Source organism: Marinomonas transparens, from assembly GCF_016463975.1.
Taxonomy (GTDB): domain Bacteria; phylum Pseudomonadota; class Gammaproteobacteria; order Pseudomonadales; family Marinomonadaceae; genus Marinomonas; species Marinomonas transparens.
On the sequence record NZ_JAEMNX010000011.1, the window covers coordinates 128,296 to 140,742 of the forward strand.

Sequence of the window (12,447 nt, forward strand, 5' to 3'; positions counted from 1 at the left end):
TTGGAGAATATTATGAAAGCGGCTGTTGTCAGTAAATTTGGATCCATTTTAAAAATAGAAGATATTGCCAAACCTAAAATTGCCCCCCATCAAGTACTAGTAAAAATTCATGCGTGTGGTGTTTGTCACACTGATTTACACGCTTGTCATGGCGATTGGCCTGTTAAACCCAATCTGCCATTTGTACCAGGACACGAAGGCGTAGGTGAAGTGGTTGAGGTGGGGAGTGAGGTTCAACATTTACAAAATGGTGATCGCATTGGCATTCCATGGCTTTATAGTGCTTGTGGGCATTGCGAATATTGTCTAAGCGGTGATGAAAACTTATGTTTATCTCAGCAAAACGCAGGCTATTCCGTCAATGGGAGTTATGCCGAATATTGCGCGGCGCATGCGGAGTATGTTGTCAAAATTCCTAAGGAGCTAAGTTATGTCGAAGCGGCACCATTATTTTGTGCTGGTGTCACGACTTACAAAGCGCTAAAAGTCTCTGGCGCCAAGCCAGGAGATTGGGTGGCTATTTTTGGTATTGGCGGATTAGGTCATCTTGCTGTTCAATATGCGCTTGCCATGGGGTTACGAGTGGTTGCTGTAGATACTGGTAACGCTAAGCGAGATCTTGCCACCTCCCTCGGTGCCGAGTTCTATTTTGATTTCAAAACCGATGACATTGTTGCCGATATTCTAGGCATAACTGGTGGCGTACATGCCAGCATCTGTACTGCGGTAAGTCAATCAGGATTCAGGCAAAGCTATGACGTTATCCGACGAGGTGGTAAGTGTGTCTTGGTTGGTTTGCCTCCTGAAGACATGCCCTTACCTATTTTCAATACTGTTTTGAATGGAGTGAGTGTCGTGGGTTCTATTGTTGGTACTCGCAAAGACCTAGCAGAATGTTTGGAATTTGCTGCTCGTGGTAAAGTAAAAGCCATTATTGAAGAAAAAACACTCGATGATATTAATGGCATTTTTGAAGATATGGAGAAAGGAGAGATTACTGGCCGTATTGTTATGTCTATGTAATTCTTTTCTTTAGACAGCTAAAAAAGAGGGATAGGAGATTACAGCAATCTCTTATCCCTCTTTTTATAATCTTACTTTAAACTGCGGGAAGCATAATAATCGCTTCCCCTGTAACTACCTTTTTACCTTCGCACATGCACACGGTTTGTAGCGTAGCTCTGCGGCGTCGAGTATTGATGTCGGTTACTGTCACCGTCGTCACCACTTCTTGGCCGATATAAACTGGAGAGCGAAATTTCAATGTCTGTTCTAGGTAAATACAGCCGGGCCCAGGTAATTGTGTGCCTATGGTCGCGGAAATAAATCCAGCGGTTAACATTCCATGGGCAATTGGCTTAGCAAATGAGGTAGTTGCTGCGTATTCCGCATCCAGATGGACTGGGTTGGTGTCACCTGTTACTTCCGCAAATGCATGCACATCCGCTTCCGTTACGATTTTACGATATTCAACACTTTGATCAATAGAAAGTTGCTCTAATGTATAGCCGGAAGTCATTACCTATCCTTATATTGTCATTTGTGCCTATGGTACACTTTCGCCGCATCATTCTTAAGGGGTATCTATGGTTAAGTTAGTGATTTTTGATTGGGACGGTACCTTATTCGATTCTCTAGATCGTATTTGTTCTAGCATGCTCAGCGCGGCAGAATTAGCTGGCGCTCCACTAAGGCAAAAAGAACAGATCAAAAACATTATCGGCTTGTCTCTAGAAAAAGGGGTTCCAGTGATTTGGCCGGAACTTTCAGGTCGAGAGCACAATACTATAATAGAGCATTACAAGCGCATCTACGTCGCATCCGATCAATCCCCGCCACAAGCTTATAACGGGGTGTTCGAGACCTTAAATAAATTAAACGAAGCAGGCATTAAGATGGCGGTTGCCACAGGAAAAAGCCGTAGAGGTCTGGATAGGATCATGTCACTTACGGCAACCAATGACTACTTTGTCACCACCCGCTGTTCCGATGAAACCTTATCAAAGCCTCATCCATTAATGCTCGAGGAAATATTGGCAGAATTAAGCCTATCACCAGAACAAGCCATTATGATTGGCGATACAGAGTATGACTTAAATATGGCGACCAGTGCCGGAATGAGGAGTGTTGGAGTCACTTACGGAGCGCACAGCAAGGCTCGATTAGAGGCTTGCCGCCCCCATGCGCTAGTAGATGATTTCGAACAATTACTAAACACCTTAGGACTTTAAATAATGAGTTGGACTGAAGAACAAGACGAACAAGAAAAAGCGATGAATTTAGCCTCATCAACGGAAGCAAAAAAAATAGAGAGCTCTATTCAAGATAAGCATAAAAGGGATGACGATAAAGACGTCTGGCAATTGCTTGAAAAAACCTTAAGTGAAAACCTGATTGAAAAACGTCGTGCACGACGTTGGAAAATCTTTTTCCGTTTTACCTCTCTCGCTATCATGCTGTCTATTCTAGGTTTCTGGTTTTCACAATCCAATTTCCAAGAAACCAGTCTGCAAGAAAATGTGGTTGCCATGATACCAATGCGTGGCGTCATTGGCGCAGGAGCTGAAATAGAATCTTCTGAGTATGTTCGCTTACTAGACAGCGCTTACCAAAATCCCCGGTTACAGGGTGTGGTCATTGAAATGAATAGCCCTGGGGGCAGTCCCGTACACGCCGGCATCATTTATGACGCTATTTATGTCAAAATTAAAAATCACCCAAACATTCCTGTTATTGTTGTCGTAGAAGACATGGCGGCTTCAGGCGGTTACTACATTGCTTCTGCGGCCAATGAAATTTATGCAGACAAAGCCAGTCTAGTTGGCTCAATCGGTGTCATTTCATCTGGGTTTGACGCCAGTCATCTGCTTGAAAAAATTGGGGTAGAAAGACGAACCTTTACTGCTGGCCGTAATAAAGCCTTTTTGGATCCTTTTGCACCAATGACAGAAGAAGCCAAGAGCAAATGGCAGGCCGTGCTGGATGAAACCCATCAACAATTCATTACTGCCGTTAAAATCGGCCGTGGTGATCGATTAACGATAACGGATGATGTGTTTTCAGGCATGGTATTTACTGGCTCTCAAGCGGTGAACATAGGTTTAATTGATGGCCTTTACAGCGTTAATCAACTTTTAAATAAACGTTTCCCTACTGCCGAGCCAGTTTACTACGAACCGAATGAAGAGCCGTGGGAGGAATTCGTCAAAGAGTTTGGTGTGGAAATGGCGACTAAAATCATGAACAGGGTCAATATCCAATAATACCCTTATAAAGGTGTTAAAAAAGCTCCTGCGGGGGCTTTTTTATTGCCCTGAATAAAGTTTGAGCAATAAGATAAAAAAGATAATATAATGACTAAATTGATCATTATACTAGTTGGAGGCCCGTCATGGCTCGCAAAGCGAACATAGCAAGAGAAGAAATTCATCAAGCTTGTTGGGAGTTACTGGAAAAAAACAGCTTTCCTAATATCCCGCGTTTAGCTGAGTACTTTTTACAAAAAGACGGGCGCCGTTGCTCTAATACCACGTTAATGAATGCCATTGCAGAGTGGGAAAAAGCGTACAAAGAACATCAGCAACATCAACTTAAAGAATTAAATGGAATACTCTTACCAGTATTCAAGCGATTCTCGCGGGATGTTACGCAAAGCCTTGGATTATTGTTAGATGAGAAAGTCACTGATCTCGAGCAAAGGCAATCTCTAAAGCAAGCAGCAACAGAAGGGGGCTATTTATCACTTTCTTCCAGCTTAATGGACTTACAAAAAAATCATGACGCCTTGTTAGAAGAATACGAAGTGGCAAAAAGAAAAGCGGTTGAATTAAAACAGCAGCTTACTTTTAGCCAACAAAGGTACCAAGAAGTCCTCTCACAAAACCAGGTACTTTCTAGCCAAAACAAACAAAAACAAGCAGAAAGTACCGAACTAAGAATTAATTTATCCCAAAAAGAAGTAGATCTAGCCAAACTAGACAACCAGCTTACTTTGCTTAAAGAAGAAAACGTCAAACTAGCCGCTCAACTAAAAGACAAGAGTAGCCAACAAGTTTCAAGTGATACAAAAAAATGGCAACAAATGAATGAGCGACTTGATAGCATGGCAAATGCATTAAAAACCATTGAACGCAAAGAAACCATTGGAAAAGCCAGTGAACGAAGATAGAGACAAAGAAAAATAACCGTTATAATGCTGCCCTTCACGTACCCATAAAAAGAAGCAAATATGAGTAAAAGACAATCTGCCATTCGTGATTTGACCAGCATTAAAGATTTTATTCGCTGGACGTTCAGTCGATTCCAACAAGCGGATTTGTATTACGGTCACGGCACAGATAATCCGTGGGATGAAGCGGTACAACTGGTCATGGGAGCGTTAAAGCTACCTCTCGATTTTGACCGCCATATGCTCGAATGTTCGCTAACTTATAACGAAAAAAAACACCTTCTTAAACTCATTGAAACCCGTATTAGCAAACGTGAGCCATTGCCTTACTTGTTAGGCGAAGCTTGGTTTATGGGGCTGCCTTTTTACGTTACTAAAGATACTTTAATTCCTCGTTCTCCTATTATTACTCTATTGGAAAGTGAGTTTTCTCCTTGGCTAAAAAATTACCCGCTGAATATTCTCGATATGTGCACTGGCTCTGGATGTCTAGGAATTGCCGCCGCATTAGTTTTCGAAGATGCGCAAATCGATATCAGCGACATTAGCGAAGCCGCTTTACTCGTTGCCAAGCAAAATATTAAGCGCCATGAAGTCGAGGATAGGGTACAAGCGATTCACTCAGATATGTTCAAAGGGGTAGAGGGCAAACAATATGATCTGATTATCTGCAATCCCCCCTATGTTGATGCAGATGACTTTAATCAAGCCCCCGCAGAGTTTCATAACGAACCAGAATTAGCACTAACGTCCGGTGAAGATGGGCTTGATTTTACCCGTAAATTTTTAAGTCAAGCCGCGCATTATCTGCAGGATGACGGTATATTGGTATACGAAGTGGGAAATACAGAAGTCGCATTACAAGCCGCATACCCCCATGTTCCCTTTATGTGGGTGGAACTTGGTCATGGTGGTAATGGGGTTTTCATCCTAACAAAAGAACAACTCAGCGAACTACTACAAGAGCAGAATTAGCATATGTCTGGCAACACATTTGGAACACTTTTTAAAGTCACCACATTTGGTGAAAGTCATGGATTGGCCCTAGGCGCCATTGTCGATGGTTGTCCTCCGGGAATAGAAATCTGCGAAGCCGATTTACAGAGAGATCTAGACCTGCGTAAACCAGGAACCTCTAAGCACACCACGCAACGTCGTGAAGCAGACGAAGTGAAAATTCTTTCAGGGGTGTTTGAAGGTAAAACCACAGGTACACCAATCGGTTTGCTGATCGAAAATACCGATCAGCGCTCAAAAGATTACGGTAACATCGCTGAAACCTTTCGCCCAGCCCATGCCGATTACACCTACGATCAAAAATATGGCTTCCGTGATTACCGTGGCGGTGGGCGTTCATCGGCTCGTGAAACAGCGATGCGAGTGGCTGCTGGTGCGATTGCTAAGAAGTATTTGAAACAGCGATTTGGCATTGAAATTCAAGGTTTTCTATCACAGCTAGGCCCGATCAAACTAGACATAAAAGATCTGAGTCAAGTTTATAATAATGCCTTCTTTAGCCCTGATCCTGATGCTATTCCTGAGCTGGAAAAATACATGGTTGCGTTACGCCGTGAGGGTGACTCCGTTGGCGCTAAAATCACAGTAATCGCCAAAAACCTTATGCCGGGCTTAGGCGAGCCAGTATTTGACCGATTAGATGCAGATATAGCCAAGGCTATTATGAGCATTAATGCCGTAAAAGGTGTCGAAATAGGCGATGGCTTTGATGTCGTAGAACAAAAAGGCAGTGAACACAGAGATGAAATGACGCCAGAAGGTTTCTTAAGCAATCATGCTGGCGGCGTATTAGGTGGCCTTTCCTCTGGCCAAGATATTGTCGTTCATATGGCATTAAAACCTACGTCAAGCATTACCATTCCGGGCAAAAGTATTGACCGTGCTGGCAACCCAATCGATGTCATCACAAAAGGCCGCCACGACCCTTGTGTTGGGATTCGCGCCACCCCCATTGCTGAAGCCATGCTGGCCTTAACCATTATGGACCACTTACTCAGACACCGAGCGCAAAATGCCGATGTGGTTTGTCCAACGCCTATTATCAAAGGTCAGGCTTAGTTCATCCGATTCATCTAATGAAAGCTAAATGAATAGCTCAAGCCGCCACTTTACGATTTAAGAAAAGTGGCGGCTTTTTACTTTTAACCACTAAACCAGTGAGGTTAATTATGCCCACGACGATTAGAATCTGTGTTGGCTCAAAGAACCCCGTAAAAATAGCAGCAGCAACTCAAGCCTTCAAAACGATTTTTCCGGATCATATGGTTCAAAGTGTAGCTGTACATGCGCCATCCGACGTTGCTGATCAACCTATGACAGAGGCAGAAACACGCCTTGGCGCACAGAACCGGGTACGCTATTGCGCTCAGCAGGATACACGAAATGAAATAGATTACTTTGTTGCCATGGAAGGGGGCGTCGATGAATTTGAGGAGGGCGCTGCAACCTTTGCTTATGTCGCTATTTTAAGTAAAGAAGGCAAACTTATAACAGGACGTTCTGCAAACTTACCTTTACCAAACAAGGTATTTAAACGGCTTCAAGCCAATGAAGAACTGGGTGTCGTGATGGACGAGTTATTCAATACCAGTAATATCAAACAAAAAGGAGGGGCTATTGGCTTATTGACTAACCACGCGGCGACAAGAGAAAGCACCTACACCCAAGCGCTATTACTGGCATTAGCTCCAGTATTACACCCAGAATATTACCTTTAAACTGACATTCAGACAGTAGAAAAAAATATGAAGTACCAATGGATTTTGTTTGATGCGGACGAAACGCTTTTTCATTTTGATAACTTTGCAGGCTTGGTACATATGTTTGCGTGTCATGACGTTAATTTTAGCAAGGCCGATTTTGACGAATATCAAAGCCTAAATAAGCCTTTGTGGGTGGATTATCAAGATGGAAGAATAAGCGCGGAACAATTGCAAACACAGCGCTTCAAGCAATGGAGTGAACGTCTTGCAATCAGTGCAAAAGAACTCAATAAACAGTTTTTAGATTCTATGGCCGACATTTGCAAAGCCTTACCTGGCGCCTTGGAATTGGTGACTCACTTACATCAAAATAATGTCAATATGGGTATTATTACTAACGGTTTTACCCAGCTACAACAAACACGTCTAGAACGTACGGGGTTTCATCCGTATTTTTCACCTGTGGTTATTTCAGAACAAGTAGGCGTTGCCAAACCTCACCCTAAGATATTCGATCACGCTTTAGATAAAATGGGCTCGCCAGATAAAAGTCAGGTACTCATGGTGGGCGACACTCTAGAATCTGACATTCTTGGGGGAATTAACTTTGGGTTGGATACCTGCTGGCTTAACCATCACAACCAGTCTCATCCAGAAAACATTACACCAACACATCAGGTGAGTTCGTTAACCGACTTATTAACCTGGTTAAAACGCTAAAATAGCAATAAACTCATTAGGGGCATCATGGTTATTGATGCACTCTTACTATTTCCGATAATAACATTTATCGGAAATAGTAGATAGTAATATGAATCTGGCTATTTCACCTTAATTCCTTTGTTTATCTCGCTTTGGACTGTTAGACATCCATGTCTTCACGGCAATATATGCTATTTCTTATTTCCCTTTTTTATTATTCATAGCCTTTCTCTTACAACCAACCTCACTCAACCGTTACTGACTTGGCTAGGTTTCTTGGTTGATCCACGTCTGTGCCACGTTGTACCGCCGTGAAATACGACAACAACTGTACTGCAATGCTGTATACAAATGGTGCCAGTGTTTCATGTAGCGTTGGCATTTCAATGAAGCAATCCGCATACTCCTTGCAAATCTCACAACCAAGCTTGTCACTGATCAAGATAACCTTAGCGCCACGGGCTCGAACTTCTTGCAAATTCGATACGGTCTTTTCGAATAATCTATCGTATGGCGCAATCACAACGACAGGCATGTTTTCATCAATTAGTGCAATGGGCCCATGTTTTAACTCACCGGCGGCATACCCTTCAGCATGGATATAAGAAATTTCCTTAAGTTTTAACGCGCCCTCTAAGGCAATGGGATAGCATTGACCTCGACCTAAAAAGATAGCGCTGGTTGCATCATCAAAAAATCTTACGATCGACTCAATTTTATTGGCCTTGTTCAACGCCTGTTGCACGGCATTAATGACATCCATTTCAGGTGTATCGCCCAGTTCTTGAATAATATGTTGGCCAGCATTTCTTTGCTTAGCAGCTTGTTTTACTAGATCAAACAATACTGCCAGCTGTGAAGTAAAGGCTTTGGTTGACGCGACACCAATTTCGGGACCACATAAAGTGCGATAAACAAAATCCGACTCTCTGGCAATAGAACTTTGTGGAGCATTAACGACAGATAAACAATACTGATGCTTGGATTTCGCAAATCTAAGTGCAGCTAATGTATCCGCCGTTTCGCCACTTTGAGAAATAAACAAGCAGCCACCATTACTTGGCATAGGCGGTTCTCGATAACGAAATTCCGAAGCCAAATCCACTTCTACAATCAAGTTCGCCATCCTTTCAAACCAGTATTTCGCGACCAAACCCGCATAATAACTGGTGCCACAGGCGATAATCTGTAAGCGATCCAGTTTGGCGAAGTCCATTTCTTCCACTTGATTCAGTGACGTACTTGCTAGGCCTTCCCAGGTTCGTGTTAACGCTTCTGGCTGCTCCAGTATTTCTTTGAACATATAGTGATCATAGCCTGACTTAGTCGCAATGAATTGATTATGGTCGACGGAGACTTTATCACGAAACACGGGGGTTCCCTGAGCGTCTATAATATGAACGCTGTCGGCTTTAACAATGGCGATGTCGTCTTCTTCTAAATAGAGAATTTCATCCGCCATTCCAGATGTGGCTATCATGTCAGACGCAATAAAAGCCGACTCGGCATTAAACCCAACCACCAGTGGGCTGCCGCGTCGCGTTGCAATAATTTGATCTTCCATGCCTTTTATTAAAATACCCAGTGCAAAAGTCCCCTTCACTTCTTTTAGCGCCTGTTGAATCGCCAGCGCAGGACAAAGGTCCGCCTGCAAATAATTAGCAATCAGATGTGGCAGGACTTCGGTGTCTGTTTCACCGACAAATTGCACACCAGCAGCTGAAAGCTGTGTCCGTAAAAAATCTGCATTTTCAATAATACCGTTATGAACCACGGCAACATTGAGAGAAAGGTGTGGATGGGCGTTGGCTTCATTGGGTTTGCCGTGTGTTGCCCATCGAGTATGGGCAATACCTGTCAAGCCTTCTAAAGGAAGCTGCTGAACAATGGCTTCCAGATTTAATAACTTACCCGGTGCCCGACGACAGCCTAGGTCACCATTTTGAATGGTGGCGATACCAGCTGAATCATAACCTCGATATTCTAAGGCCTTAAGGCCTCGTAACAAGGTTTGAGAGGCTTGCTTATCATTCACTACACCAAAAATACCGCACATACTCTTCTCCAACATTCTATGAACTATGAAAAAGGTATAGCGAGACTTGTGCCAACTCGAAAAAATATCATTAAAGCATTGATATAATTAGACAAAAAACATTAATTAGGTACGAATACGGCATTAGAATGCCGCCTATTCTCATTTTGCAAAATGACATTTTCGCAGAACGCGACGTTAAACTTCGGAAATTAAGCTTTGAATGGAGGCTAAGACAGTGCTTGCTTCCGTTGAAAGTTTCTCTAACTGTAATCCGTAATCGTCCATAGAAATGTTATCAGAAATAAACTCTAGCTCTTTTGCAAGCGCAGCCAAATCAAATGCGCCTATTGCATAAGCACTGCCTTTCAGTCTATGGCCAATAAAACGTATTTCAACAAGGTTCAGTGTTTGTTGGTGTAAGGCTGTCAGCTGCTCCAAAACAGACTGAAGGTCCTTCGAAAAACGATCCAATAAGCGTTGAAACTCTTCTCGATCACAACCACTTTCTTTTAATGCTTGTTCAATATGTATTCCAGGGATTTTTTGGGGCCAATCTCCAAGTTCAACCATGGCGGTAATGGTTAATAAGTTGATGATATCTTCCTCTTCTACCGAGATTGCCAGCCATTTCAGTATGCATTCATAAAGTTTTTCAGGAGAAATAGGTTTGGTTAAATAATCATTCATTCCCGCTTTGATTGCTTTTTCACGGTCACCCTGCATAGCATTGGCCGTCATTGCTATGATGGGAATACTAAGCCAATGGGGGTTTTTTCTTATTTGCATTGTCGCGCTATAGCCATCCAGTACAGGCATTTGTATATCCATTAACACCAGATCAATCTGACTATTTTTCAAACAAGAAATAGCTTCCTCGCCATTTTCGGCCAGCAAGACCTCGGCGGACTGATTCGTCAATAACTGGCTAACAATCTGAGCATTGATTGGGTGATCTTCGACAATAAGAATGCGTTTATCCAGGAAGTAATCATGTCTTTCTACAAAATTATTGGTGTGCTGATCAAGCCAGCCTGAGCTCACCAACCGATTAGATAAATGCTCTAAAACACTCATTGGCGTGATAAAACCACCTAAATAATGGACATTGCCTTGGCGGTCATAATCTTCTTGTCCCTCATTAGAAAGCACTAAACAGGGGGTGTTTTTTAATCGGGGGTGTTGCTGCATTAAATCCACCAGTTGAGTTTTTAAATTCTTCGCTGGATTTGGCACAATAATAAGTTTATCCATAAAAGCGTCTGGTTGATTCAGTTCTTCTGAATGTTCATCAATAAACAAATAATCATAGCCATTGTCTAGTAAGTGCGTGTTCAAACCTTCTCGCATACCAAACAAACCTATGCGCAGCTGTTTGTCTTTTGTCCTTGTTGTTTGTTTACTCGAAGCGTGAGCCAAGGGGACGTAAAAAGAAAATTCACTGCCCTTACCCACCTCACTTGTTACTCTGATACCCCCACCCAACAAATTGGCGAATCTTCTTGCAATAGCAAGACCTAACCCTGTTCCACCAAATTGGCGAGTAGTGCTGGTATCCCCCTGTATAAAGGCATCAAAGAGAGATTCAATCTTCTCTTCCCCTATGCCTATACCAGAATCTTTTACCACAAAAACCAGATACGCTTTATCGTCAGTCTGCTCTGTACGGACAATTAAGGAAACATTACCGGTATTGGTGAACTTGACGGCATTGCCCACAAGGTTCATCAAGACCTGATTAATACGCAGAGCATCACCATGCAATACATCAGGAATAGAAAAGTCTCTTTCTACGGATAACAGAAGCGACTTCTCTTGGGCTTTAAAGGAGTTAATAACATAAATTTGTTCCAATAAAGTATCCAAATGGAAGTCCGCCTCCTCCACTTCTAACTTGCCCGATTCCACCTTGGAAAAGTCTAAAATGTCATTGATAATAATCAGCAAGTTATCCGCTGATCTCTGCATATTAACGAGATATTCAGTTTGTTCTTCAGTAAGTTGGGTGTTTTTTAAAAGATGCCCAAGACCAATGATGCCATTCATTGGGGTACGTATTTCATGGCTCATTGTGGCTAAAAAGTCGGATTTTGCCCGTGTAGCGGACTCGGCTCGTTCAACGGCTAATTCTAATTCAGAGGCTATTTTTAGGGTTTGATTGTGCTCTTTATCTATGCGTTTATTTTGTAATACAAGCTCTACGACTAAGGCCGCAACGGAAAGCACTAAAAAGCCAAGTAAATAGGAGAAAAAGCCGTATAGGCTCACCAAATTCTCTCTGGCACGGGTATCAAGATCCGCATCAAAGCGAACCACCAAGAGCTCTATATGCTGATTAATATCGATGGCTTCGGTTAAACGAGGAACTAAAATGTTGACTGATTCTGAAAAAGAGTCTTTTGAGGTAAAAAAGGGCTCTAAAGCACTAATAGCATCGGTTAATTTAATTATCTCTGCTCTTAGTCCATCAATCTGATTAAAGAAATGAAATAGACTACCTTCATTCATTAATACCATGCGGCTATAGAGAATATCATAGCGTAATAGGACGTCATTATTTGGCGAGGGTTCAGCAAAGTAATTTAACAGCTCTACTTGTAAACGAAGAATTTCTTTCTCGACTTGATGAACAGCACGAAGCGCATTCTCTTCTGCCGGGGAAGAAAGCTTATCTTGTTGATCCGTAATCTTGAGGTACAACAAAACAGAAATAATGAGAAAAAACACACTGACAAGGCCAAGCAGCCAAAGACGCCAATTAACGTTTTTTCGCTTCTGTATTACCATCTTGCTATCCGCTTGCTTCATGCTGCCATGCTCTT

The 12,447-nt window shown here is 42.5% G+C and carries 11 protein-coding genes; 8 read left to right on the forward strand and 3 right to left on the reverse strand.

Translation table 11 applies throughout. From position 1 onward, the window contains the following. The first annotated feature begins 12 nt into the window (after positions 1-12). A complete protein-coding gene (adhP, locus tag I8J31_RS11155) occupies positions 13-1,023 on the forward strand; it encodes an alcohol dehydrogenase AdhP (RefSeq protein WP_199468639.1) in 1,011 nt (336 codons plus the stop codon). A gap of 76 nt (positions 1,024-1,099) precedes the next feature. On the opposite strand, the gene I8J31_RS11160 is transcribed toward adhP, so the two are convergent. After that, positions 1,100-1,519: a MaoC family dehydratase gene (locus tag I8J31_RS11160; RefSeq protein WP_199468640.1), complete on the reverse strand. Its 420-nt coding sequence runs from the start codon at positions 1,517-1,519 to the stop codon at positions 1,100-1,102. Positions 1,520-1,586: 67 nt separating this feature from the next. Between I8J31_RS11160 and I8J31_RS11165 the strand changes: the two genes are divergently transcribed. The 7 genes from I8J31_RS11165 to yjjG all read left to right on the forward strand — a co-directional run bounded on the left by I8J31_RS11165 (position 1,587) and on the right by yjjG (position 7,608). After that, entirely contained in the window at positions 1,587-2,231 is a 645-nt protein-coding gene (locus I8J31_RS11165) for an HAD-IIIA family hydrolase (protein WP_199468641.1), read from the forward strand. A 3-nt stretch (positions 2,232-2,234) separates the two neighbouring features. After that, the gene (locus I8J31_RS11170; protein WP_199468642.1) at positions 2,235-3,263 is read left to right on the forward strand and encodes a S49 family peptidase; all 1,029 of its coding nucleotides are present in this window, start codon (positions 2,235-2,237) and stop codon (positions 3,261-3,263) included. Between the two features lie 128 nt (positions 3,264-3,391). Next, positions 3,392-4,168, forward strand: a complete 777-nt coding sequence (locus I8J31_RS11175) for a hypothetical protein (protein ID WP_199468643.1) — start codon at positions 3,392-3,394, stop codon at positions 4,166-4,168. Between the two features lie 60 nt (positions 4,169-4,228). Beyond that, positions 4,229-5,143, forward strand: coding sequence for a 50S ribosomal protein L3 N(5)-glutamine methyltransferase (prmB, locus tag I8J31_RS11180; RefSeq protein WP_199468644.1), 915 nt, complete (start codon positions 4,229-4,231; stop codon positions 5,141-5,143). 3 nt (positions 5,144-5,146) lie between these two features. Further along, positions 5,147-6,244, forward strand: coding sequence for a chorismate synthase (aroC, locus tag I8J31_RS11185; protein ID WP_199468645.1), 1,098 nt, complete (start codon positions 5,147-5,149; stop codon positions 6,242-6,244). Between the two features lie 110 nt (positions 6,245-6,354). Beyond that, complete coding sequence (gene yjjX / locus I8J31_RS11190; RefSeq protein WP_199468646.1) at positions 6,355-6,903, forward strand: inosine/xanthosine triphosphatase; 549 nt, start codon at positions 6,355-6,357, stop codon at positions 6,901-6,903. 27 nt (positions 6,904-6,930) lie between these two features. Continuing rightward, entirely contained in the window at positions 6,931-7,608 is a 678-nt protein-coding gene (yjjG, locus tag I8J31_RS11195; RefSeq protein ID WP_199468647.1) for a pyrimidine 5'-nucleotidase, read from the forward strand. Positions 7,609-7,834: 226 nt separating this feature from the next. Here yjjG and glmS read toward each other — a convergent pair whose 3' ends face one another. Both glmS and I8J31_RS11205 read right to left on the reverse strand, forming a co-directional pair. Further along, positions 7,835-9,646 carry a glutamine--fructose-6-phosphate transaminase (isomerizing) gene (glmS, locus tag I8J31_RS11200; protein WP_199468648.1) on the reverse strand — a complete coding sequence of 604 codons (1,812 nt, stop codon included), beginning with the start codon at positions 9,644-9,646 and terminating at the stop codon, positions 7,835-7,837. 177 nt (positions 9,647-9,823) lie between these two features. Beyond that, on the reverse strand, positions 9,824-12,433 hold the full coding sequence (locus I8J31_RS11205; protein ID WP_199468649.1) for a hybrid sensor histidine kinase/response regulator: 2,610 nt from the start codon (positions 12,431-12,433) through the stop codon (positions 9,824-9,826). Between the last annotated feature and the right edge of the window lie 14 nt (positions 12,434-12,447).

Excerpts from the sequence above, each read along its gene's own strand:
- adhP (WP_199468639.1), top strand. The coding sequence starts at position 13 with ATGAAAGCGGCTGTTGTCAGTAAATTTGGATCCATTTTAAAAATAGAA.
- I8J31_RS11160 (WP_199468640.1), bottom strand. The coding sequence starts at position 1,519 with ATGACTTCCGGCTATACATTAGAGCAACTTTCTATTGATCAAAGTGTT.
- I8J31_RS11165 (WP_199468641.1), top strand. The coding sequence starts at position 1,587 with ATGGTTAAGTTAGTGATTTTTGATTGGGACGGTACCTTATTCGATTCT.
- I8J31_RS11170 (WP_199468642.1), top strand. The coding sequence starts at position 2,235 with ATGAGTTGGACTGAAGAACAAGACGAACAAGAAAAAGCGATGAATTTA.
- I8J31_RS11175 (WP_199468643.1), top strand. The coding sequence starts at position 3,392 with ATGGCTCGCAAAGCGAACATAGCAAGAGAAGAAATTCATCAAGCTTGT.
- prmB (WP_199468644.1), top strand. The coding sequence starts at position 4,229 with ATGAGTAAAAGACAATCTGCCATTCGTGATTTGACCAGCATTAAAGAT.
- aroC (WP_199468645.1), top strand. The coding sequence starts at position 5,147 with ATGTCTGGCAACACATTTGGAACACTTTTTAAAGTCACCACATTTGGT.
- yjjX (WP_199468646.1), top strand. The coding sequence starts at position 6,355 with ATGCCCACGACGATTAGAATCTGTGTTGGCTCAAAGAACCCCGTAAAA.
- yjjG (WP_199468647.1), top strand. The coding sequence starts at position 6,931 with ATGAAGTACCAATGGATTTTGTTTGATGCGGACGAAACGCTTTTTCAT.
- glmS (WP_199468648.1), bottom strand. The coding sequence starts at position 9,646 with ATGTGCGGTATTTTTGGTGTAGTGAATGATAAGCAAGCCTCTCAAACC.
- I8J31_RS11205 (WP_199468649.1), bottom strand. The coding sequence starts at position 12,433 with ATGAAGCAAGCGGATAGCAAGATGGTAATACAGAAGCGAAAAAACGTT.